The following is a 23,178-nucleotide window of genomic DNA, read 5'->3' as shown; positions in this document are numbered from 1 at the left end:
CTTCACCCCGGCAGGCTCGCCACGTGAGCTTGCTGAACATTGTGGCTAATCAAGTTCGTCGATGAGATCCTTTTCGCTTCCGGGAGTGCCGAGATGCACGCCAAGGGGCGCAACACGGTCGGCAAGGCGGTGCCGACGCTCGTTTCGCTGACCGGACACTGGATCGACGTTCAGGGTTACACCGACAACGAGCCGATCGGTCCGGCGCTACGCGGCCGCTATCCGACCAACTGGGACCTCGCCGCGGCGCGGGCGATCGACGTCGTCCGCTACCTGCAGGCGCAGGGGGTCGACGCGAGGAATCTGGTTGCCGAATCGTTCGGCGAATTCCAGCCGGTTGCCTCGAACGCGACGCCGCAGGGCCGCGCGAAGAACCGGCGGATCGACATCGTTCTGCGCGCCAAGTGATGCACAGCTGACCGCTGCGCACCGACGACCCGGGTCATTCCCCGGGCCGGGTCGTACGGCGCAGTTCGTTCGCCCGCCAGCGGCCGGGAGTGATGCCGCTCCAGCGGGCGAAAGCGCGGCTGAACGCACTGGCATCGGCGTAGTCGAGCGCCGCAGCGATCTCGCTGAGCGTCAGGCCCGAATCGCGGAGCATCTGCCGGGCCATCTCGTGGCGCGTTTCATCGACGAGCTTCTGGAAAGTCGTCCCGAACTCGAGTAATCGCCGGTTGAGCGTCCGGCTGTGCATCGAGTAGAGCTGCGCGACCGCGGCCGCGGTCGCCCGGTTGGTCAGCAGCGCGGTGCGCAGCACTCGCCGCAGTTGTGCGGGGAAGTCTCCGCCGTCGCGCGCTTCGAGTTCGTCGATCTGTCTCTGGAGGATTCTCCGCAGGCTCGCATCGGCCGCCGGCAGCGGCTGCCTGAGCCACTGGGCAGCGAAGAGCACGCAGTTCTGCTCGGCGGCGAAGAGCACCGGGCAGCGGAAGGTCCGCCGGTACGGCCCGGCGTCGATCGGCGGCCGGTGCGCGAGGCGCACTTCGACCGGCTGCCAGCCGGGCCCGCAGAGCGTTCTGAGCATGTTGCAGGCGATCGCCAGCGCGCCGTCGGCGATCTGGTCGGTGGCCTCGACGCCGGCCTGGTAGATCGCGTAGCCGAGACTCGCCCGGTCGTCTTCGATGGCCATCGTCGGCACCGCGCCACGATCGTGATGGTGCAGGTAGCGGACGACGTTGCCGAGTGCCGACTCGACATCCGGAGAATGCTGGGCGAGGTATCCGACGAGACCGAGCGACGAGAGGTTGCCGCGCTGGCCGACGAGCAGGCCGAAGTCGCTGCGTCCGGTGCGCACGACGCTGACGCGCAGCAGGCGCCCGAGCGCGGCGAACGGTATAAGGTTGTCCGGATCGTCGAAGAGGCGCAGATCGACCCCAGCCTCGGCGAACACGGCCGCCGGTTCGCTGCCGAGATCGGCGAGAACGGCGGGAATCGCGATGGCCCCTCCGGTGCGGACCGCTCCCTCTCCGCGCCACAACGGCCGCGTTTGCTGATCGCTCATCGCCGGACGCCGTCGGGCGTGGTCATCCGCGCACGGCTGCCGTAGGGTCAGCGAACGAGGCGCGCGGGCGATCCACACCGCGACGACGCCAGCGGTCGTTGATGCCCGGGAAGATCGCTTCGAACATGTCGGTCCTCACTGAAAAACCGCCGCCCGGTGCGGATCCCGGCGCCGGGCCCGGTGGGTTGGCGGCGGAGCGCCGATCGATCGGCCGGCGGCGCGATGCCGCGAATCGTCGCCGGTGTCGTGAATTATCAATCCGCAGTCGCGGAATGTCGAGACAGGGATCCCGGGAGACGGCGCATAATGCACCGTCGTGTCGGTCCGGGGGAAATGCCGATGTTCGCAACGATGGGCCAGAGAATCCACTTGCCAGGTCGGGGGCCGGCCAATGTGCTCGCTGCCGTCTGCGCGCTGTTCGTCGCGTTTCCCGCGCACGGCGAACTCAGCGCCGAGGAACTGGCCAGGCTGGCCCAGAATCCGATCGCCAATCTGGTCAGCGTGCCCTTCCAGAACAACACCAATTTCAGCGTCGGTCCGCGCGACGGCACGCAGAACATCCTCAACATCCAGCCGGTGATTCCGATCGAACTCGGCAGCGACTGGAACCTGATCACCCGGACGATCGTACCGGTGGTCAGTCAGCCCGGCTTCGAGCCAGGGCAGACGCGCACCAACGGCCTCGGCGACATCCAGTTCTCGGCATTTCTTTCGCCGGCGAAGGCCACCGGGCTGGTCTGGGGAGTCGGCGCGATCGCCCAGCTGCCGACGAACGGCAACGACCGCCTGGGCAACGACAACTGGGGGCTGGGTCCAACCTTCGTGGTGCTGCACCTCGAGAAGGGCGATCCTTGGGTCTACGGTGTGCTGGTCAACAACGTCTGGTCGCTGTCGGGCGACAGGCAGGGCGGGTCGTACAACAACGGCCTGATCCAGCCGTTCATCAATTACAACCTGCCTGGCGGCACCTACCTGACCTCGTCGCCGATCGTGACCGTCAACTGGCGGGCTTCGGGCAGCGAGCGCTGGACGGTACCGCTCGGTGGCGGAGTGGGCCACATCTTCCATTTCGGACGTCTGCCGGTGAACGCGCAGCTCTCCGGCTATTACAATGTCGCGCGTCCCGACGACGCGCCGAGCTGGCAACTGCGCGCTCAGGTGCAGTTCATGTTCCCGAAGTAGCCGTCGGCGCGGTGGCCGGCAGCGGCGCGTCTTAATGAAACTCAACGGCCTGTGCGCGAGCCGTGGCGCATAATCCGCCAGCACGGGTGCCAAGCGGACGATCAGCAAGGAGGAACGATGAGATCAGGAAAACACGGGTGGGGAGGCGCGACGCTGCGGCTGTGGGCGATCGCCGTCGCGGGTCTCGCTCTGCTGCCCGCCAACGCGGCGCGGGCCGGTGGGCTGCTGCTTTACGAAGTCGGTACCGCCGACGTCGGCCTGGCTTCGGCCGGCTACAGCGCGCGCGCGCAGGACGCCTCGACGGTGCTGACCAACCCGGCCGGAATGACCCGGCTGCCCGGCACGCAGATCCTGCTCGGTGCGCAGGCGCTCTACGGCGACTACGGCTTCTCGCGCGGCGCCGGCACCGACCCGTTGCTCGGCGGCAACCACGGCGGCAACCCGATCGGCTGGTTCCCGGGCGGCGGTTTCTTCCTCACCCATCGGCTCTCGCCCGAAGTGGCGCTCGGTCTCGCGGTGACCGGCAACTTCGGGCTGGCCGTCAAGTACGACGCCGACTGGGTCGGTCGCTACTACGGCCAGCAGGGTACTCTGCTCGGGCTCTCGCTGCTCCCGTCGGTCGCCTGGAAGGTCAACGACAAGCTCTCGCTTGGCGCGAGCCTCAACGCCATGTACGGCGGATTCAAGCAGAAGGTGGCGATCAACAATGTCGGCTTCGGTCGCCCCGATGGCCAACTCGAAATGGACGACCGGACCTGGGGCTTCGGCGTCAACCTCGGCCTGCTCTACGAGATCGACCCGGCGACACGTCTCGGGCTGACCTGGAATTCGCAGGTCAACCTCGACTTCTCGGCACAACCGTCATTCTCTGGCGTGTCGCCGGGTCTCGCGTTGCTGCTCGCCGCCCGTGGCCTGGACAGGGCGAACATCGATGTCGGGATCAAGGTGCCGCAGGGCGTGCTGGCCAGCGTATTCCACCAGGTCGACGAGCGCTGGGCGGTTCTCGGCAGCATCGGTTGGCAGCAGTGGTCGAAGTTCGGCGATCTCGAGCTCGGCATCAGCGACAACCGAAACCCCGGCAGCCTGACCGCCAACCTCGACTTCAAGGACACCTGGCACGTCGCCGTCGGCGGCCAGTACCGGGTCTCCCAGCCGTGGCTGCTCAACTTCGGTGTCGCCTACGACTCGGCTTTCCAGGACAACCCGATCGCCTCGCCGCTGCTGCCGGCCAATTCGGCGTGGCGCTTCGGCGTCGGTTTCCAGAACGAGGTCGACCGCAGCTTCAGTTGGGGAGCCGCTGCCGAGTACGTTTACGGCGGGACGATCGATCTGGCGCGGCAGGCGAGAATTCCGCTGGCCCTCGGCGGGCGCGGCAACCTCGACGGTTCGTACGACAACGCCGGAATCTTCTTCCTGTCGGCGAACTTCAACTGGAAGTTCTGATCCAGCCGGCGACGGCGGGCGAAGCGGACGGGAGGTGATCGGCGGCCAGCGAATTGGGTGGGCGGAACCCGGCCGGCAAGCCGCCGACGCCGTGGTGATTCTTTCAGCGGTCAGCGGAGGACACATAGTCATGCGCAGTCTTTCCCGAATACTCCTTGGCGCCGGATTCGCTCTGGCGACCATCCTCGTGCCGATAGTCGGTACGGCGCAGCAGATGTACGGCACCCCAGGGTCTCCGGCAGCGATGATGTCGATCGACGGGACGCAGATCCCCGCAGCGCCCGAGAAATTCGGCGGCAAGATCGAGCCGACGACCAAGGGCTCGAAGCCGTACTGGCCGGCGCGAATCGTCCCGCCGAAGGGCGCGCCGAACGTGCTGCTGATCATGACCGACGACTCGGGCTTCGGCGTGCCGAGCACTTTCGGCGGCGTGATCCCGACCCCGGCGCTCGAGCGCATTGCCCAGAATGGCCTGCGCTACACCAACTTCCACTCGACGGCGCTCTGTTCACCGACGCGCGCTGCCCTGATCACCGGGCGCAATCACCACTCGGTGGGCTTCGGCGTCATCTCCGAGCAGGCGACCGGCTATCCCGGTTACGACAGCGTGATCACCCGGGACAAGGCGACGATCGGCAAGATCCTCAAGGACAACGGCTACCGCACCTCGTGGTTCGGCAAGAACCACAACACCCCGGCGTTCATGGCCGCGCCGACCGGGCCGTTCGACCAGTGGCCGGTGGGCATGGGCTTCGAGTACTTCTACGGCTTCATGGGTGGCGACACCAACCAGTGGGAGCCGGCGAACCTCGCGCGCAACACGACGTACATCTATCCGTTCCAGGGCAACCCGTCGTACAACCTGACGACGGCGATGGCCGACGAAGCGATCGCCTATATGAAGCAGGTCAATACGCTGACCCCCGACCAGCCGTTCTTCGTCTATTACGTACCCGGCGGAACGCACGCGCCGCACCATCCGACTCCCGAGTGGATCAAGAAGATCAGCGACATGCATCTCTTCGACGAGGGCTGGAACAAGCTCCGCGAGACGATCTTCGCCAACCAGAAGAAGCTCGGCGTGATCCCGCCCGACGCCAGGCTGACCCCGTGGCCGAAGGATCTGCTCAAGGAGTGGGACCAGCTCAGCGCCGACGAGAAGAAGATGTTCATCCGCCAGGTCGACGTCTTCGCTGCCTACGTCGCGTACACCGACCACGAGATCGGGCGAGTGATCCAGGCCGTCGAGGACATGGGCAAGCTCGACAACACGCTGATCATCTACATCAACGGCGACAACGGGACGAGTGCCGAGGGCACACTGGTCGGCACGCCCAACGAAGTGGCGATGTTCAACCAGGTCATTGTCCCGGTCGAGGACCAGCTCAAGTATTTCTACGACGTCTGGGGCAGCAACCGCACCTACAACCACATGGCGGTGCCGTGGGCCTGGGCGTTCGACACGCCGTTCTCGTGGACCAAGCAGATCGCCTCGCACCTCGGCGGCGTCAGGCAGGGAATGGCCATCTCCTGGCCGGCGGTGATCCAGGACAAGGGCGGCGTCCGCCATCAGTTCCACCACGTCATCGACATCGTGCCGACGATCCTCGAAGCGACGAAGATCAGGCAGCCGAAGGTCGTCGACGGCATCCGGCAGTCGCCGATCGAGGGCGTCAGCATGCTGTACACCTTCGACGCGAAGAACGCCAGCGCGCCGTCGCGGCGCCGCACGCAGTACTTCGAGATGTTCGGCGACCGGGCGATCTATCATGATGGCTGGTGGGCCGCGACGCGCGTGATGCGCCCGCCGTGGGTCACGCTGGCTCCGCCGCGCGACGTCCTGACCTACCCGTGGGAGCTCTACGACCTGCGCAACGACTGGACGCAGAGCGAGGATCTGGCGCAGAAGTACCCGGCCAAGCTCAAGGAACTGCAGGCGCTGTTCATGCAGGAGGCGAAGAAGCACCAGGTCTTCCCGCTCGACGACACGGTCGTCGCTCGGCTGCTGACCCCGCGGCCGAGCATCACCGCCGGGCGGAGCACCTTCACCTGGACGATGCCGCTGACCGGCACACCGAACGGCGACGCGCCGAGCATCCTCAACTCCTCGTACACCTTCACCGCCGACATCGAGGTGCCGCAGGGCGGCGGCGACGGCATGCTGATCACGCAGGGCGGCCGCTTCGCCGGCTACGGTTTCTACCTGCTCAAGGGCAAGCCGGTGTTCACCTGGAACCTCGTCGATCTCAAGCGCGTCAAGTGGGTAGGGCAGGAGGCGCTGCCGCCCGGTCGGCACGTGCTCGAGTTCGCCTTCAAGTACGACGGGCTGGGCATGGAGACGCTCGCCTACGGCAGCCCGAGCGGAATCGGTCGCGGCGGCACGGGCGTGCTCAAGGTCGACGGCAAGGTCGTCGCCGAGCAGAAGATGGAGCGGACGATCCCGCTGATCCTGCAGTGGGACGAGAACCTCGACGTCGGGTCGGATACCGGGACGCCGGTCGACGACCGCGACTACCAGGTGCCTTTCCAGTTCACCGGCAAGATCAACCGCGTGACGCTGGACATCGACCGGCCGAAGCTCAGCCCCGAGGACATCCGGCAGTTGGAGACCGCGCGGCGCGGCGGCAAGGTCAGCGAGTAGACCACACGGGGCCGGCGCGAAGGCTCGTCGCCTCGCGCCGGACGATCACCATCACGACAAGGAGAAGGTCATGACAAGAAGCAGATGGGTATGGGCCGGTATCGGGCTCTCGGCAGCTGGCGGAATCGCTCTGGCGCAGCAGTTCCCGGTCGTCGACATGATCGCCGGCAAGGTCGTCCAGCGCTACGAGGCGTCGAGCTGTGAGCAGCTCTGGGCGAAGAAGGGGCAGCCGAAGTCGGCCGAAGAGCAGCGGGCCATCGGCATCCTGCGCAGCGATCCGGCGATGCGCACCGAGTTCATCAACCGGGTCGCCGGACCGATCGCCAACAAGATGTTCGAATGCGGGATGATCCCGTGATCCGCCGGCGGGTTGACCAATCCACTGTCACGAGGAGGAGTCTGATGCACCTGTCCCCGAAACTGGGCGCAGCCGTTGGCGCACTCGCCGCCGGCGCGTTGCTCGCCGTCGCTGCTCACGCAGCGAACGAACCGGCCGCGTCCGCAAAAGCAGCGAAGCCGGCCAAGGCCGCGGTGCGGGCGCCGGCGGAGAGCTTCAAGCCGTTCATCGAGACGCGCGCCACCGACCTGCTCAAGGCGATGTCCGAGCGGCTCGCCGCGGCGCGCTCGATGTCCTTCACCGCGCGGATCACCTACGAGCACCCGAGTCGGCTCGGTCCGCCGCTGGCCTTCACGACCTTCTCGGAGGTGCTCATGCAGCGGCCCGACAAGCTGCGCGTGATCACCCTCGGCGACGGGCCGGCCTCCGAGTTCTACTACGACGGCAGGACGATGAGTGCCTACGCCCCGGCGGAGAACCTGATCGCCGTCGCGCCGGCACCGCCGACGATCGACGCGACGCTCAAGGCGGCGTTCGACTCGGCGGCGATCTACTTCCCGTTCTCCGACGTGCTCGTCGCCGACCCGTGGAAAATGATCAGCGAGGGATTGATCCACGCCTTCTACATCGGCCAATCGAAGGTCGTCGGCGGGACGGTCACCGAGATGGTCGCCTTCGCCAACGACGACGTCTTCGTCCAGCTGTGGATCGGCGTCGAAGACAAGCTGCCGCGCCTCGTCCGCGCGGTCTATCGTCGCGATCCGCTGCGCCTGCGCCACGAAATGGAACTGGCCAACTGGAAGATCGACCCACCGGCCGCGGCCGACGCGTTCGCCACCGCGAAGGCGGCGACCGCCGTGCCGATCGGCTTCGCCCATCCCGGAGCCAAACCAGCCATGGAGCCGCCGCCGCGTGGCAAGGCAGCCAAGGCCGGCCCAGCCAAGTCGCCATGAGGAGACCATCGATGATCCGCAGAATCCACCTCTGCCTGAGCGCGCTGAGCGTCGCCATGCTGGCCTCGGGGAACGCCCTGGCCTGGGGCAGCGCCAACCGCTTCGGCGGCAGCACCGAGCACGTCGCCGGTGAAGGAACCGAGCACACCAACCGCTGGGGCGGGAGCAGCGAGCACGCCTACGGCGGCGGCACCGAGCACAGCAACGTCTATGGCGGCAGTACCGAAGGCCGCTACGGCGAGGGCGCCGAGCACACCAACATGTACGGCGGGACGACCGCCGGGCGCTACGGCGAGGGCGCCGTGCACGAGACTCCCGCCGGCGCGACCGCCTATCGCCCGCCGGGCGCGCCGCTGCCACCCCCACCGGCGGCGTACCATCCGCCGGCAGCGGTGCCGTACTACCCGGCGACCGGCTGCTACGGCTGCGCCGCGGCCGCGGGAGCGGTAGTCGGCGCGGCGACCGGTGCGGCAGTCGCCTCGGCGAATTCGGCCGCCGCGCAGAGCAACGCCTACGCGTCGGGCTACGCCGCGGGCAGCGCGCAGACCGCCGCCGCGTACAGGATGGGCACGAACTACGCGGTGCTCCCGGCCGGCGCGATGGTCGTTCAGAGGGCCGGGACGACCTACTACCTGCTCGGCAACACCTGGTTCCTGCCCGCGTACGGCGCCAACGGCGTCTACTATCGGGTCGTTCCGGCGCCGTGAGCCCCCCGCGCAGCGGCCGGCACCCGCTGCGTCGGCGCGCGACGCCGATCGTCGTCGGCGTTCGGCGTGGCCAGCGATGAACCCGCTGGTCGTCGCGCCGCTCGTCGCGGTGCTGATCCTCGCCGGCGCACTCACCGGCGTCGTGCTGCGCCGGCGGCTGCCGGCGCACCACCTCGACGACGACACCAAGGAGATGGTCAAGATCGGCATCGGCTTCCTGTCGACGCTCGCCGCGCTGGTCCTCGGGCTGATCATCTCGTCGGCGAAGAACTCGTTCGACACCGTCTCGAGGCTCGTCGAAAGCGGCGCTGCCGAGGTTCTGCAGCTCGACGGCGAACTCAGGGAACTCGGCGCGCAGGCGCAGCCGGCGCGGCAACTGCTTCGCCAGGTCGTCGAGCGGAGCATCGTCGAACTCTGGGCCAGCGCCGGGCAACCGCCGCACGACCCCGGGACGGCGCAGGCGCCGCTGGTCGGCTTCCACGAACTCAAGCGGATGCTCCGCGCGCTGACTCCGCAGGGGCCCGAGCAGCAGTCGGCGCGCAGCAGGGCGCTGCAGCTGATCGATCAGCTGGCCGGCTCGCGGGCAGTGATCATCGCTCATCGGGCGAGCACGATCACCGTGCCGCTGCTCGTCGTCGTCGTTTTCTGGCTGGTGCTGATCAGCCTCGGGCTGAACATCTTCGCACCGTTCCACGGAACGGCGCACGCGGTCAATGTCCTCTGCGCGCTGTCGGTCGCCGCGGCGATTTTCCTGATGCTCGAGATGGACCAGCCGTACGAGGGCATCGTCCATGTTTCCGAAGGGCCGCTGCGCGCGGCGCTGGCGCGCATGCAGGCCGACTGAAGCCGTGGCCGCTGAGCCAGGCCGGGCGGCCGTCCGCCGCCATGGCTGAGCGGCCGGCCGGCGAAGCCGCGCTCGTCGCCTGCCCGGATTGCGACCTGCTGCAGCGGCTGCCGCTCCTCGCCCCGGGTGACGCGGCGCGCTGCCCGCGCTGCGGGGCAAAGCTCTGGCGCTGCCGCGCTGACGCGCTCGACCGGCCGCTCGCGCTGGCCATCGCCGTCGCGCTGCTGCTGCTGACCGCCAACACCGTGCCGATGCTCGGCCTGTCGGTCGCCGGGCGAGAGACCTCGACGACCGTCCTCGGCGGCGTCCTGGCGATGTGGGCGGACGGCCGCCCGGACGTGGCGCTGCTCGTCCTGTTCAGCGCGCTGCTCGCCCCGGCGCTCGAGGTCGGCTGCCTGCTCGCCGTGCTCCTCGCCGTCCGCTGGCCGCCCGCGCCGCACTGGGCGGGGACTCTGTTGCGCGCCTACGAGAGCCTGCGTGAATGGAGCATGATCGAGATCATGCTGCTCGGCGTTCTCGTCGCGCTGATCAAGATCGCCGAACTGGCCACCGTGCTGCCCGGTGCCGCGCTGTTCCTGCTCGGCGCGATCGTCTACCTGCGCGCGGCGATGGCCTCGGCCTTCGATCCGCGCGCCGCGTGGCAGCGGATCGCCTGGCGCGCGGGCCGTTCGCCTCGGGAACCGGGCGACGCCGCAGCCCTCGACCCGAAAGCCGCGCGCCGCTGATCCCGGGGCGCTGCCGTCGTTCAGCGCCGCAGGTACGACAGAGCCTGCGGCAGTACGACGTTGTTGCCGAAACCATCCTCGCCGTAGCCGGCGCGGGCCAGGGCGTCGAGGTCGGCGAGGACGCGCTTGTCGCCGATGAAGGTGACCGTCAGGTCGCTGCGGATGTCGAGTTGTCCGGTCGCCTGCAGGCGCGCGATCTCGGCGATGGTGTTTTCGAGGACGCCGCCGTCGCGCCGGCCGACTTCTTCGGAGAGTTCGAGCGGCTGGCGGTAGAGAATGATCTTTCCCTCGCCGGCGAGCCGCTGGACGACGTCGAGCACGGCCGCGGCGATCGCCGACGCTTCGAGCTTGCCGTTGCGGCCACGCTGCACGCGAGCGATTTCGTTCGCCAGCCAGCGCCGCTTGCCGGCGTTGATCGTCTCGTTGGCGCGAAACAGGTCGAGTGGCGACCCGGCGTCGAAGACCTTTCCGTCGAGGTCCATCTGCACCTCGCTGCCGTAGTGCGCGACGATCCGCGCGACGAGATTCGACGGCCGCACGTGGAAGCCGCGGTAGCTCGGCACCGGGACGTCCAGGTGGCCCGAGTCGGCGTAGCGGCGCAGGATGTCCTGGCTGAGGCGCTGGCCGCCGTCGAGAAAATCGCTCGCGAAGGCCATCGCGTAGGCGAAGAGGGTGGCCATGATCGTCTCGCCATCGACCACCGGCCGTTCGCGCAGCAGCGGATCGCCGGTCTCGGGGCTGAGGTGTCGTTCGTAGTAGTGGGCGAGGTCGGTGGCGATGGCCAGCAGATGATGGATCACGCTGGCGTGGCCACGGAGGATCGACAGGTCGGGGTCCGACGTTTCGATCGAGGTTCCCGAGACGTGCGTGTCGTACAGCGACTGCAGGTTGTGGAAGCGGAAGCCGAGCTGGCGAAGTCTTTCCTCGCTGACCGGGTCGGGGAAGCAGCGCGCGTAGTCCAGCGGCGCGACGCGTGCCGAGCTGCGCAGGATCTCGCTCTCCGCAGCCAGATTGAGGAAGGCCGTCGCCAGGTGGGTCACCGTGGCGGTCGTGTCGGTCGTTCTGCGCTGCTCGAGGGTGCGCGCGAGGCGGCCGGTCGGCAACTGCTCGGAGAAGTCTTCCGGCGCCGTCGCGCGGTTGGCGCCGTCGATGCGCAGCTGGCGCGCTTCGCCGAGCAGAGCGGCGGTGATGTCGGTCACCACGCGGCCGACGAGGCACAGCCGCTCGCCGGTCGCCGCGTGGAAATCGGCGCTCGCCGGGAGCAGCCGGTAGGTCGGCAGGCGGCGCTGGACATGCGCCAGCTCCTGGTAGATGCGTGCAAAGTTGCGCAGTGCGGCGACGAGCGCGCGCAGGCGGCTCCAGTGGCGGTTCTGCGCAGCGCCGTGCTCGTCGAGCAGTTCTTCGAGCTGGCCGGCTTCGAGCAGCAGGCGACCGCTGAGCCGCCCGTTCAGCGCCAGCGCACCGGCGGTCAGGCCGCAGGCGATGTCGAGCAGCGGCCGGCTGCGCGCGCGGACCAGCGCGCGAAACGGGTCGTCGCCAATCGGCTGCTCGCTCGTGGCAACGGCGAAGTCGCGAACGCAGAGCTCATCGATGATCTCGTTTCCCACTCCGGTTTCCCTCTCCGGGCGCTCGCAGGCGAGCCAACGGCGGGCATTTTCCGGATTTCGCGCGATTCGGCAAGCTGCCGGGTCGTCTCGATGCCCATCGATCAGGAGCCCGGGCGATCAGACCGGCGACCTCGTGTTTGTCGAGCGCCGCGCCGGCCAGACTTCCCCCGTCCGCGCAAGCCACTCGCCCGACACGAGCCTGCAGCCGGGCGTCGCATTGCAGGAAACCGGGATACGGGTAGCAGCGTGCGATTCGCTCGCGCAAACACTGGCCAGGCATACGGCAGGCCGGACCGGCATCCCGGCTGACGCCGAACGTCACCTGGAAGTCGATTCGTCCAGTCTTCGGCTGGCCATGGCCCCGTTCAACCTGCGACGAGGCCCGACAAGGCGCAGCGCCAGGGAGGAGAGGGCGAACACGGATTCAGGACCGCCGACGAGCAGCGAGAGGCCGGTCCATTGACAGCCTGGTCGGCGGAGCCGGCGCTTTCCTGTCCATGCCGGGGGCATTGTCGGAAAACTTTACACCAATCGACCTCAAGCCAGCTGGGCGTTCCTCAAGATCCACACTAAATTCAACAGATGGGTTGATTGGCATGATCATTGCTGGGGTCTCCGCGGTACAGATTGAGCGGCTGCGACCCGTCGATCCTCGTACCGTTCAGCAGCAAGGTTATGCAGGACCACACGCCTGGCACGCAGATCGAAACGAGAAACCTCGTCTTCCTGCCCTGCGGGAGGGGTCAAAGCTCCTCAAGCCGATCAGGGTGGCCAGGACTGGAAATGACGGAGATCTGGTGACGTCGAATCTTGCAGGTCGTGGTTCGCATGTCCAGGACTCGAATTCTGCCGCGGATACGCGGCGCATCGATGCGGCCGCGCTTCGCGGCACCTATGGAGAGAACGCAAAATGAACTCGACTCGGATGACTTGGGCGTCAGCGATTGGCTGGCTGACTCTGGGGATAGCGAGCAGCGCCGCACACGCTGGCCCCCTGACACCGACGCTGCGCTGGGCGTGGACCTCGAGTACGGTGTTGCCCGACTACCTCAACGTGATGAACACGCCGTCGGTGATGGATCTCGACGGTGACAAGAAGCCCGAGGTGATCTTCGGCGCCACCAACTCCACAGGGGGCGGGCTGGTCGAAGTCGGGGTACTGCGGGCGCTCAGCGGCAGCACGGGCGCCGAGGTGTTCACGGTCACCGACTCCAATTACCGAATCGACACCACGGCGTCGGTGGCCACTGGCGACATCGACGGCGACGGCAAGCCCGACATCGTCGCCGTCGATGCCTCGGGCAGCCGTCTGATCGCTTTCAACCGCGATGGCACCTACAAGTGGCGAAGCGGTCAGCTCGAGGCGATCAACTGGGGAGCTCCGGCGATCGCGGATTTGAACGGAGACGGCAAAGCCAAGATCGTCATCGGCCGACAGGTCGTCGATGGCGCGACAGGCGCCCTGCTGTGGACCGGTACCGCCGGCAACGGGAGCGGGGGAGGAGTGGGTCCGCTGTCGCTCGTCTCGGACATGAACGGCGACGGCAAGCTCGACGTCGTGGCCGGGAACACGATCTACAACGGCAACGGGACGATCCAGGCGCAGAACGCAAACCTCCCGGACGGCTACACAGCGGTGGCCGACTTCGACGGAGACGGCAAGCCAGAGGTCGTTCTGGTGGCCAACGGCCAGGTCTGGCTGCTCAATGCCGACATGAGCGTCAGGCCGGGTTGGCCTCGGGCAATTCCCGCCGGTGGCTACGGTGGTCCGCCGACGGTGGCCGATTTCGACGGCGATGGCAAGCCAGACATCGGCGTGGCCGGAGCGTCGCGCTACGCGGTGTTCAAGCGCGATGGTACCCTGATGTGGGCGTCCGTTACCCAGGACGCCTCGTCGAACCGCACCGGCTCGTCGGTCTTTGATTTCCAGAACGACGGCAAGGCCGAAGTCGTTTACGGCGACGAGTTGTACCTGCGTGTCTACGATGGCTCAACCGGCGCGGTGCAGTTCCAGACTGCGAAGAGTTCATGCACCTGGTACGAGTACCCGGTGATCGCGGACACCAACGCCGATCTCCACGCCGACATCGTGGCGGTGGCCAACAACAATTGCGGCTACGGCCCAGAGCGAGGCGTGTACGACTGGAGCGGCGCGGATTGGGTCGCCACGCGCGCAGTGTGGAACGAGCACACCTACCACATCACCAACGTCGGCCAGGACGGCTCGATTCCCGCCAACGAGCAGCCGAACTGGCTGACCCCGGGTCTGAACAACTTCCGCTTGAATCAGTACGTGCCCGGAGAGAGCCCGATACCCGAGCCTTCGAGCGTGGTGCTGATCGGCCTGGCCCTTGGGGCGTTGGTTGCCCGGTCGCATCGTCCAGCCGCCCGCTGAGGGACTTGCCGAGACCGTCGGCGTGCCTGCCTGTCGTGCACGGCAGGCGTGTCCGGCGTCGGCGAAGGTGTCGGGTGCAGCACGTTCGCCGACACCTTGCTCGACCGGCGCTCCGGACCGATGCGCCAGCCAGTGGTGAGGGGGCGACTTCGGCTCGGGTTCCCTTGACGGGCGCTCGCAGGCGACCCAACGGCGGGCATTTTCCGGATTTCGCGCGATGGGGCAAGCTGGCGGGTCGCACCGGGCCGGGCTTCCCCGCCCCTGACCGCGCGGACCACGCGCCCGAAGACGCCCGATCCTGGCCGCGAGGACCGTACCGGGGCGCGACGGCGATCGCGCTTTCCGGAGAAGGAACAGGCAGCATCACCGACCGACTGTCATCGAACCGAGCGAGCAAATTCACGGCAAAGTTCGGGACTCGACATCGGGTCACGGCGTATCGACGAAGCCAATCGTCTCGCCCATGGCGTTGATGGTGATCACCTGGTGATCATCGCCCGCCGGTATCACCACGACGATCGAGTCGAGGGCTCGATCCGAACCCCTGTGTCGCAACCGCCGACCCGCCGGCGTTCGGTGTCGCGAGAACCCGCCGGCTCGCTCTGCGTTGCACGGTCAGGCTCCGCAAGCGGGTCGCGGAAGCTCCGCAAGCTTGCCGCCTGTCCGGAGCCCGCACGGCGAGCGTTGGTCGCACCGTACGGGCGTCGACGCAGGCGAGCCGATTGACCCGCGGTACGCGGTCGGGGATACTCGCGGCAGTGCCCATGAAGCTTCGATCCTTCCCGTACCGGTTGCCTTCCTCCCGCCGGCTGGCCGAACTGCGGCCGCCGGCGCGCCGTTCGTGCGCCGTGCAGGGTGACGCAGCCCGGCGAGTCATGCGCGGGCGATGCGCAGGCGGACGATCGGCCGCGTGGCGATGCCGGGTTGGGCGGTCGGCAAGGTGGCGATGAGCCGAGCGGCGAATCACGGCGGCGAGGGCAGCGCGATGGCCCTCGGCCTCGCTGGCTGCGCGGCCTGCGGGCTGGTCTCGCGGCTGCCCATCGGAGCGGCGTCAGGGCATTGCCCGCGCTGTGGCGAGCGCGTCCACTTTCGCCGGCCGGCGAGCGTCGAGCGCAGCTGGGCGCTGGTCATCAGCGCGCTGATCCTGTACATTCCGGCGAACCTGCTGCCGGTGCTCGGCACCTTCACGCCGCTCGGCGAGCAGACCGACACGATTCTGCAGGGGGTCGTCGAGCTCTGGTCGCCGACTTCGTGGCCACTGGCGATCGTCGTCTTCGTGGCGAGCATCGTCATCCCGCTCGGCAAGCTGATCGCCCTCGGCTACCTGCTGCTCACCGTCCAGCGCGGCTGGCTGCAGTCGAACCGGCAGCGTGGGCGCTTGTACCGGATGATCCGCTTCATCGGCCGCTGGTCGATGCTCGACGTCTTCGTCGATACCTTCACCGTCGCGCTGGTCCAGCTGCAGCCGCTGATGTGGGTCAAACCGGGGCCGGGCGTGTTGTTCTTCGCCGCGGTCGTCGTCGTCACGATGCTCGCCGTCAATGCCTTCGACCCGCGGCTGATCTGGGACCTGCCCCTGAAAGGCGACGATGACTGAGCCGCAGCCGATTCCCGCGGACCTGCCCGAGGCGCTGGCGACGCCGCGGCGCCGCTGGCGGCTCTCGCCGGTGTGGATCATCCCGATCGTCGCCGCGCTGCTCGGTGGCTGGATCGCCGTACAGCGGATTCTCGCCGAGGGGCCGTCGATCGAGATCCGCTTCGCATCGGCCGAGGGGCTCGAGGCGGGCAAGACGACGGTCAAGTACAACGGCGTCGATGTCGGCAAGGTGACCGCGCTGCGCGTGGCCAGCGACCGGCAGCAGATCGTCGCCAGCGTCCAGATGGCGCCCGAGACGCGCGACTGGCTGGTCGAAGGGACTTCGTTCTGGGTCGTCCGGCCGCGCATCGCCGGCGGCAGCGTCACCGGTCTGAGCACGCTGCTCTCGGGTTCGTACGTCGGCATGGCGATCGGTACGGGCGAGGAACGGCAGCGCTCGTTCGAGGCGCGCGAGGCGCCACCGGTGGTCAGCGCGAACGCGCAGGGCCGCTTCTTCGCGCTCAAGGCGGCGAGCCTCGGCTCGCTCGACTATGGGACGCCGATCTACTTCCGGCGCATCCAGGTTGGTCAGGTCGCTGCGTACCAGCTCGACGCCGACGGCCGCGAGCTGACCGTCCGGGTGTTCATCAATTCGCCGTACGACCGCTACGTCAAGCCCGAGACTCGTTTCTGGCAGGCCAGCGGGCTCGACGTCTCGGTTGACGCGAACGGTCTGCAGGTACGGACCCAGTCGCTGGTCTCGATTCTCGTCGGCGGCCTGGCCTTCAATACGCCGGCCGATGGCGCCGACGCGGAGCCGGCGGCGGCGGAGACGAGCTTCCGGCTGTACGCCGACGAGGCGACGGCGATGAAGGCGCCCCAACGCGAGTCGACCGAGTTCGTCCTCTACTTCGACGAGTCGATCCGCGGTCTTTCGGTCGGCGCGCCGCTGACCTTCCTCGGACTGCCGGTCGGCGAGGTCGGCTCGATCCGTCTCGAAGCCGGCGAGCGCCGCAACCTGCAGGTGCGCGCGCGCGTCGTGATCAGCGTCTTCCCGCAGCGCTTCCTCGACATTCTCGCCGACAAGGCCGAGCTGACCCGCGGCCGGCCGCTGACCGCGGCGCTGCGCCACGATTTCGTCGACCGCCTGGTCGCGCGCGGCCTGCGCGCGCAATTGCGCGCGGCGAACCTGCTCAGCGGCCAGCAGTACATCGCCCTCGAATACGTGCCCAACGCCGACCGTGCGCGGGTGAACTGGGCGAGCCGGCCACCGGTCTTCCCGGTGGCCAAGGGCGGGCTGAGCGACATCGAAGCCCGGCTGGCGAGCATCCTGGCGCGCGTCGACCGCTGGCCGATCGAGGCCATCGGCGAAGACCTCAAGCGCTCGCTGGCCCGGCTCGCCGCCGCGCTCGGCGAGGTCGAGGCGCTCGGTCGCCAGCTGCGCGGTGAGCTGACTCCCGAACTCAGCGCGACGCTCGCCGCTGCCGAACGCGCGCTCGACTCGGCGGGCCGGACGATCGCTCCGGATTCGCCACTCGCCGGAGAACTGCAAGGGACCCTCGCCGAGGTGCGCGCGGCGGCGCAGTCGATCCGCGTGCTCGCCGACTACCTCGAGCGGCACCCCGAGGCCCTGCTGCGCGGCAAGGCGACGGAGGAGTAATGAACAGGCGATCTCTTGGCGGCGTGCGCGTCGTGCTGGCGCTCGGAGCGGCGATCGTCACGGGCTGCGCGTCGCCGCCGGCGCACTTCTACACGCTGGCTTCGACTGCCGCAGCCGATCACGCCGAGCCGGCAACCTTCGCCGTCGCGGTGGACGGGGTCAGCATCCCGGCGGCCGTCGACCGGCCGCAATTCGTCATCCGGCGGACGGCCAACGAGGTGAGCATCGACGAGTTCAACCGCTGGGCGGCGCCGCTCGGCCCGGCGATCGCGCGCGTCGTGGCCGCCAATCTCGGCGCGCTGCTCGGCACGCCGCGGGTGGTCAGCGGCCCGCTCGCCGCAGGCTTCGACCCGGCATACCGGATCGGAATCGACGTCCAGCGCTTCGATTCGCTGGCCGGCGAGGGAGTGGCGATCGACGCCGTGTGGGTGGTGCGCAAGGCCGCCGGCCAGGTCGTGGCGAGCGGGCGCAGCTCGCTCGGCGAGCCGGCGCACGGCGACGGCTGCGCGGCGCTCGCCGCGGCGCACAGCCGGGCGATCGCCCGGCTCAGCGAGCAACTCGCCGCGGCGCTGCGCGGCGCCGCCGGACGCTGAGCGCCTCGCCGATGGAGCGTCGGGCGCGACTCGTTGGCCTGCTATGCATCGCCGCTTCGGCGGCCGGCTTCGGGGCCATGCCGATCCTCGGCAAGCTCGCCTACGCCGAGGGCGTTGACCTGCCGAGCCTGCTCTTCCTGCGCTTCGCGATCGCCGGCGCGATGATGGCCGCACTGATGCTCTGGCGCGGCCTGCACTGGCCGCGCGGCGTGCACCTGTGGCTGCTCGTGGCGATGGGCGCGCTCGGTTACGTCGGCCAGGCGTTCTGCTACTTCGCCGCGCTGCAGTACGCGACCGCCGGACTGACCGCGCTGCTGCTCTACCTCTATCCGGTGATCGTCACCGTTCTGTCGGCGATCCGCGCCCGGCAGCGGCTGTCGCCCCTGCGCGTCGTCGCCGTCTCGGCAGCGCTGCTCGGCACCGCGCTGGCCGTCGGCGGGAGTCTCTCGGGCAGCGTGCTGGGCATCGTGCTCGGCGTTGGCGCGGCGCTGATCTACTCGGTGTACATCCTGGTCGGCGAACGGGTGACCCCGGCGGTGGGTGCGATTCCCTCGGCGACGGTGATCATGCTCGCCGCGGCGGTCGTCTATGGGCTGGTGGTCGCCGTGCGCGGGCCGGCCTTCCCGGTGTCGGCGGCGGGTTGGGCGGCGGTTGGCGGCATCGCGCTGTTGTCGACGGTGGTCGGAATCATCTGCTTCCTCGCCGGGATGGCCCGCGTCGGCGCGGCCGACGCGGCGACGCTGTCGACGCTCGAACCGGTGGTCACCGTCGTCCTCGCGGCGATCTTCCTCGACGAGCGCGTCGGCGTCTGGCAGACGATCGGCGGGGCGATCATCCTCGCCGCGGTCATCGTTCTCGCGCGTTCGGCGGGGAGGCCGCGCGCTGCGTCGCCGGCGGCGGCTGCAGAAAGTCGAGCAACGCCCTGACCACCGAGTCCGGGCGCTCGGCCATCAGCGCGTGCCCGCAGTCGGCAATCTCGACGCGCGTCACCTCGCGCAGCGCCGATTGCAGCGGCGGCAGATTGCGCCGCGGGGTCATCCGGTCGCGTCGGGCGACAAGCAGCAGAGTCGGGCAGACGACGCGCGCCGCCGCTTCGAGGCCGTTCTGGTAGGCGTTGCAGCCGGCCAGGTCGATGGCCAGCGCGCCGGGCGGGCTGCGGCGCAGGATCGCCAGCGTCAGACCGGGTCCCCACACTCCGGGACGATCGCCGCCGCGCAGCCGGAAGCCGCCGGTCAGCGAGTATTCGGTCATCAGGCGGTAGACGGCGTCGGGATCGCTCGTCGCGCGGCCGAGCAGCGCTTCGGACACGGGCATCGGCGCCGAGCTTCCGAGCAGCGCCAGGCGGCTGACGCGCTGCGGGTGGCGGGCGGCGCACTCGAGTGCGACGAGCGAGCCCATCGAGTGGCCGACGACGACGGCTGCGCTGACTCCGACGGCGTCGAGCACCTGCGGAAGCCAGTCGGCGAGCGCTTCGATGCTCGCCAGCGCGGGGCCTTCTGAGAGGCCGTGGCCGGGCAGGTCGGGGGCGAGCACGGCGCAGCCGGCAGCGGTGAGGCCACCAACGACTGCGTGCCAGGCGTCGCGGTCGTTGGCCGCGCCGTGGATCAGCACGATCGGTGGCCAGCGCGAAGCGGCGGGCGTGAAGTCGCATTGGCCGGTTGCCACCCGGCAGTGCCGTCCGGCTACGCGGAGTTCCATGCCCCGGGATCGCGTGCCTCGGGTCGCGGGGGCTGTCAGGCCTGCTCGTCGGGATCGAGCAGATGCTCGAGGTGCACGATGCGGTCCTTGAGCAGCAGCTTGCGCTTCTTGAGGCGGCGAATCAGCAGGTCGTCGTGCGGCGGGTTGAGCGCGAGGTGCGAGATCACCAGATCGAGGTCGTGGTGTTCGACGTGCAGTTCGTTGAGCGTGGCGCGGGTTTCGGCGATCTGTTCTTCGGTGAGCATGGTTGGCGATATCCCAGGTTGGTGATCCGGCTAGGCGGATACGGCCTGCAGGCCCCACAGGGCGAGCATGCCGAGGACGACGGCAAGCAGCGTGCTGCGCGTCCGCCAGGCGACCAGTGTGGCCAGGGCCGCGGCCGCGATTCTCCGCAGGTCGGGCTCTATGGTAGGCGCGCCAACGGCAAAAAACAACGGGGGTGCGATGATCGCGGCCATCACCGCCGCCGGCACGTAACGCAGCGCCCGTGCCAGCCAGCCGGGCAGCGGCAACTGGGCGAGCAGCGCCAGCGGGGCGAGGCGAAGGGCGAAGGTCAGCACGCCGATGGCCACGATCATCGGCCAGACGAGCGCTTCGCCGCTCATTTCCGGCGCCGGCCGACGTGCTCGCTGAGCAGTCCCGCGGCGACGCCGATCAGCGCCGCGGCAATCAGCTCGAGCTTGAGTGGCAGGACGAGGAGCACCGCAGCGAGGCCGCCGGCCAGCGCGGCGACAAGCATCGCGCGGTCGCCGAGCAGCGGGACGAGCATGGCGATGAAGGTCAGCGGGACGACGAAGTCGAGCGACCAGTCGGCCGGGACGAGGTTGCCGAGCAGGATTCCGGCGAGCGAGGCGAGCTGCCAGGCGATCCACGTCGCGCCGCCGAGACCGAGGTAGAACCAGTGCAGCGCGCCGCGCCCGCGAGTCGTCGCTGCGCGGACGATGGTCAGCGCGTACGCCTGGTCGGTGAGCAGGTAGGCGATCACCGCCTGCCAGCGCCGGTCGAGGCCGGCGAAGTGCCGGGCCAGCGACGCGCCGTAGATCAGGAAGCGCAGGTTGATGATCGCCGCGGTGGCCACGATGACCGGCAACGGTGCGCCGGCGGTGTACAGCTGGGTGCTGGCGATCTGCGCCGAGCCGGCGAAGATCACCCAGCTCATCGCCAGCGCCTGGGCGAAGCTCATCCCCGAGCCTGCCGCGGCGGCCCCGCAGACCAGGCCGAAGGGCACGATGCTCATGGACAGCGGGGCGAAGGCCCGGATGCCGGCGAGGAACTCGGCTCGTGCGCCGGGGACTTGCGGCATCGGCTGATTTTGCGAATAGAATAGGGGACTCGATTGTAACCTTGGGACAGCTGGGCGGAGGAGCCGGATGATCTACCACGTTATCGTTTCGTTCGGCCGCGACAGACACTACGAGTACCGGTTCTCCAACGCCGAACTCGCCGGTGGGTCTCCCGAGGAAGCTCGTCGCTGGTTCGACAAGGAGTTCGCCGACCTCGAATGCGAGCCGAGCAATCCGATGGGCAAGGTGCTGATCATCGACAAGATCCTCAACGTTGCCCGCTACGGCGGCGAGCCGCGCTTCGTCGAGCGCCAGGAGTGGGCGACGCGCTTCGCCCGCTACACGGCTCTGGCGCTGAGCCGCGAGACCGTGCATATCGACGTCGCGGCGTTCAACATCGGCTACTGAGCCGGGGCGCGGTGACCGTGGGCGCCTCCTGGCCCGGCGAACCGGCGGGACGGTTGGCGAAGGCGTCGCGCAGTCGCTTCGGGGACAGGCCATGAACCGGGTTCCGGCCGGCGGGAACGGCGCAGACGACGAAGACGACGAGGGAAGCGACCCCGCGCTTCGCCTGCCGCAGGGCACGCGCAATTACATCACTCCGCGTGGCCACGCGCGCCTGCGCGCCGAGGTCGAGCAGCTGCTGCGCGTCGAGCGCCCGCAGGTGGTCAGCGTCGTGCAGTGGGCCGCGGCCAACGGCGACCGCTCGGAGAACGCCGACTACACTTACGGCAAGCGGCGGCTGCGCGAGATCGACCGGCGAATCCGCTTCCTGACCCGGCGTCTCGATCTCGCCGAGGTCGTCGATCCGGCGCGGCGCGAGGGGACCGATCGCGTGTTCTTCGGCGCGACGGTGACCGTCGGCGACGAAGACGGGAACGAGAACACGTACCAGATCGTCGGCGTCGACGAGACCGACCACACGCGCGGCCGGATCAGCTGGGTTTCCCCGCTCGCCCGAGCGCTGCTGAAGTCGCGCGAGGGCGACACGGTGCGCTTCCACACCCCCGCCGGCTGGCGCGAGGTCGAGGTGCTGGCCGTCGACTACCGGCCGATCGACGACTGAGAGGCTGTGAAGAAATCGTCACGAGTGGGCCGATAGGTCAGGCGTCAGCGAAGGGGAGATCCCTTCCTTTCCCTCCTGGAGCGAACGACGGGACGTATCACATGGTTGGGCCTCCCGGCAAACCCGGAGTGATCCACGAACCCGCGGAGTGACATGGAACAGGGCCAACTCAACTGGATCGCCAACTTCATCTGGGGCATCGCCGACGACGTCCTGCGCGATCTCTACGTCCGCGGCAAGTACCGCGACGTCATCCTGCCGATGACCGTCCTGCGGCGCCTCGATGCCGTCCTCGAGCCCACCAAACCGGCCGTGCTCGACATGAAGGCCGCGCTCGACAAGGCGGGGATCACCAACCAGGACCAGGCGCTACGGCAGGCCGCCGGCCAGGCCTTCTACAACACGTCGCGCTTCACGCTGCGCGACCTCAAGGCCCGCGCCAGCCAGCAGCAGCTCAAGGCGGACTTCGAGGCCTACCTCGACGGCTTCTCGCCGAACGTGCAGGACATCCTCGAGAATTTCGAGTTCCGCAACCAGATCCCGCGGCTTTCGAAGGCCGATGCGCTGGGCACGCTGATCGAGAAGCTCCTCTCGCCGGACATCAACCTCAGCCCCAACCCGGTCCTCAACAGCGACGGCTCGGTCAAGCACGCCGGCCTCGACAACCACGGCATGGGCACGGTGTTCGAGGAACTGGTGCGGCGCTTCAACGAAGAGAACAACGAAGAGGCCGGCGAGCACTGGACGCCGCGCGACGCCGTCAAGCTGATGGCGAAGCTGATCTTTCTGTCCATCGCCGACCAGATCGAATCGGGCACCTATCTGCTCTACGACGGCGCGCTCGGCACCGGCGGCATGCTCACCGTGGCCGAAGAGACGCTGCAGGAACTGGCCACGCAACATGGCAAGCAGGTCGCCACGCATCTCTACGGCCAGGAGATCAACGCCGAGACCTACGCCATCTGCAAGG

The 23,178-nt window shown here is 68.7% G+C and carries 23 protein-coding genes; 17 read left to right on the top strand and 6 right to left on the bottom strand.

The annotated features are described in order from the left end of the window. Positions 1–39: 39 nt before the first annotated feature. Entirely contained in the window at positions 40–408 is a 369-nt protein-coding gene (locus NFW05_RS08825; protein ID WP_295305168.1) for an OmpA family protein, read from the top strand. Positions 409–442: 34 nt separating this feature from the next. Here the strand turns inward: NFW05_RS08825 and NFW05_RS08820 are convergent, their stop codons facing one another. Continuing rightward, entirely contained in the window at positions 443–1,498 is a 1,056-nt protein-coding gene (locus tag NFW05_RS08820; RefSeq protein WP_295305165.1) for an AraC family transcriptional regulator, read from the bottom strand. Positions 1,499–1,837: 339 nt separating this feature from the next. On the opposite strand from NFW05_RS08820, the gene NFW05_RS08815 reads away from it, so the two are divergent. The 8 genes from NFW05_RS08815 (at position 1,838) to NFW05_RS08780 (ending at position 10,330) form a co-directional block, all read left to right on the top strand. Next, positions 1,838–2,680, top strand: coding sequence for a neuromedin U (locus NFW05_RS08815; protein ID WP_295305162.1), 843 nt, complete (start codon positions 1,838–1,840; stop codon positions 2,678–2,680). Between the two features lie 117 nt (positions 2,681–2,797). After that, positions 2,798–4,123, top strand: coding sequence for an outer membrane protein transport protein (locus NFW05_RS08810; protein ID WP_295305160.1), 1,326 nt, complete (start codon positions 2,798–2,800; stop codon positions 4,121–4,123). Positions 4,124–4,337: 214 nt separating this feature from the next. After that, a complete protein-coding gene (locus NFW05_RS08805; protein ID WP_295305173.1) occupies positions 4,338–6,764 on the top strand; it encodes an arylsulfatase in 2,427 nt (808 codons plus the stop codon). 70 nt (positions 6,765–6,834) lie between these two features. Next, complete coding sequence (locus NFW05_RS08800) at positions 6,835–7,122, top strand: hypothetical protein (protein WP_295305157.1); 288 nt, start codon at positions 6,835–6,837, stop codon at positions 7,120–7,122. A gap of 44 nt (positions 7,123–7,166) precedes the next feature. Beyond that, on the top strand, positions 7,167–8,054 hold the full coding sequence (locus NFW05_RS08795; protein ID WP_295305155.1) for a DUF2092 domain-containing protein: 888 nt from the start codon (positions 7,167–7,169) through the stop codon (positions 8,052–8,054). 11 nt (positions 8,055–8,065) lie between these two features. Next, a complete protein-coding gene (locus NFW05_RS08790) occupies positions 8,066–8,761 on the top strand; it encodes a hypothetical protein (RefSeq protein WP_295305152.1) in 696 nt (231 codons plus the stop codon). A 76-nt stretch (positions 8,762–8,837) separates the two neighbouring features. Beyond that, entirely contained in the window at positions 8,838–9,605 is a 768-nt protein-coding gene (locus NFW05_RS08785) for a hypothetical protein (RefSeq protein WP_295305149.1), read from the top strand. 41 nt (positions 9,606–9,646) lie between these two features. Further along, positions 9,647–10,330, top strand: a complete 684-nt coding sequence (locus NFW05_RS08780) for a paraquat-inducible protein A (protein WP_295305147.1) — start codon at positions 9,647–9,649, stop codon at positions 10,328–10,330. A 20-nt stretch (positions 10,331–10,350) separates the two neighbouring features. On the opposite strand, the gene NFW05_RS08775 is transcribed toward NFW05_RS08780, so the two are convergent. Beyond that, positions 10,351–11,937, bottom strand: a complete 1,587-nt coding sequence (locus NFW05_RS08775) for a hypothetical protein (RefSeq protein WP_295305144.1) — start codon at positions 11,935–11,937, stop codon at positions 10,351–10,353. A gap of 910 nt (positions 11,938–12,847) precedes the next feature. Here NFW05_RS08775 and NFW05_RS08770 point away from each other — a divergent pair. The 5 genes from NFW05_RS08770 to NFW05_RS08750 all read left to right on the top strand — a co-directional run bounded on the left by NFW05_RS08770 (position 12,848) and on the right by NFW05_RS08750 (position 19,087). Beyond that, positions 12,848–14,332: a VCBS repeat-containing protein gene (locus NFW05_RS08770; RefSeq protein ID WP_295305141.1), complete on the top strand. Its 1,485-nt coding sequence runs from the start codon at positions 12,848–12,850 to the stop codon at positions 14,330–14,332. An 886-nt stretch (positions 14,333–15,218) separates the two neighbouring features. Next, on the top strand, positions 15,219–15,929 hold the full coding sequence (locus tag NFW05_RS08765; protein WP_366918264.1) for a paraquat-inducible protein A: 711 nt from the start codon (positions 15,219–15,221) through the stop codon (positions 15,927–15,929). Continuing rightward, the gene (locus tag NFW05_RS08760) at positions 15,922–17,568 is read left to right on the top strand and encodes an MlaD family protein (protein ID WP_295305138.1); all 1,647 of its coding nucleotides are present in this window, start codon (positions 15,922–15,924) and stop codon (positions 17,566–17,568) included. Before NFW05_RS08765 ends, NFW05_RS08760 begins: the two co-directional genes overlap by 8 nt. Further along, the gene (locus NFW05_RS08755; RefSeq protein WP_295305135.1) at positions 17,568–18,161 is read left to right on the top strand and encodes a membrane integrity-associated transporter subunit PqiC; all 594 of its coding nucleotides are present in this window, start codon (positions 17,568–17,570) and stop codon (positions 18,159–18,161) included. The genes NFW05_RS08760 and NFW05_RS08755 overlap by 1 nt, the downstream gene beginning before the upstream one ends. An 11-nt stretch (positions 18,162–18,172) precedes the next feature. Beyond that, on the top strand, positions 18,173–19,087 hold the full coding sequence (locus NFW05_RS08750; RefSeq protein WP_295305132.1) for a DMT family transporter: 915 nt from the start codon (positions 18,173–18,175) through the stop codon (positions 19,085–19,087). On the opposite strand, the gene NFW05_RS08745 is transcribed toward NFW05_RS08750, so the two are convergent. Genes NFW05_RS08745 through NFW05_RS08730 form a run of 4 tightly spaced genes read right to left on the bottom strand, consistent with a single transcriptional unit; the run spans position 19,008 to position 21,162 of the window. Further along, positions 19,008–19,859 (bottom strand): alpha/beta hydrolase, encoded by an 852-nt coding sequence (locus NFW05_RS08745; protein ID WP_295305129.1) that lies wholly within the window; start codon positions 19,857–19,859, stop codon positions 19,008–19,010. The genes NFW05_RS08750 and NFW05_RS08745 overlap by 80 nt on opposite strands. A gap of 35 nt (positions 19,860–19,894) precedes the next feature. Beyond that, complete coding sequence (locus tag NFW05_RS08740; protein ID WP_295305126.1) at positions 19,895–20,104, bottom strand: DUF465 domain-containing protein; 210 nt, start codon at positions 20,102–20,104, stop codon at positions 19,895–19,897. Between the two features lie 30 nt (positions 20,105–20,134). Further along, entirely contained in the window at positions 20,135–20,464 is a 330-nt protein-coding gene (locus tag NFW05_RS08735) for an AzlD domain-containing protein (RefSeq protein WP_295305124.1), read from the bottom strand. Continuing rightward, a complete protein-coding gene (locus NFW05_RS08730) occupies positions 20,461–21,162 on the bottom strand; it encodes an AzlC family ABC transporter permease (RefSeq protein WP_295305122.1) in 702 nt (233 codons plus the stop codon). The genes NFW05_RS08735 and NFW05_RS08730 overlap by 4 nt, the downstream gene beginning before the upstream one ends. Before the next feature lie 67 nt (positions 21,163–21,229). Here NFW05_RS08730 and NFW05_RS08725 point away from each other — a divergent pair, with 67 nt between their 5' ends. From NFW05_RS08725 to NFW05_RS08715, 3 genes are all read left to right on the top strand, one after another. Next, positions 21,230–21,550, top strand: coding sequence for a hypothetical protein (locus NFW05_RS08725; protein ID WP_295305121.1), 321 nt, complete (start codon positions 21,230–21,232; stop codon positions 21,548–21,550). Positions 21,551–21,641: 91 nt separating this feature from the next. Then, positions 21,642–22,208, top strand: a complete 567-nt coding sequence (gene greB / locus NFW05_RS08720; RefSeq protein ID WP_295305119.1) for a transcription elongation factor GreB — start codon at positions 21,642–21,644, stop codon at positions 22,206–22,208. A gap of 153 nt (positions 22,209–22,361) precedes the next feature. Next, positions 22,362–23,178: type I restriction-modification system subunit M N-terminal domain-containing protein (locus NFW05_RS08715; protein WP_295305117.1), on the top strand; the 817-nt coding region annotated here is incomplete at its 3' end.

The sequence above is a fragment of the Accumulibacter sp. genome (assembly GCF_023806625.1).
Classification (GTDB): domain Bacteria; phylum Pseudomonadota; class Gammaproteobacteria; order Burkholderiales; family Rhodocyclaceae; genus Accumulibacter.
Note: the sequence above shows the minus strand (reverse complement) of the source record. Positions and strands in the feature narration are given on the sequence as shown.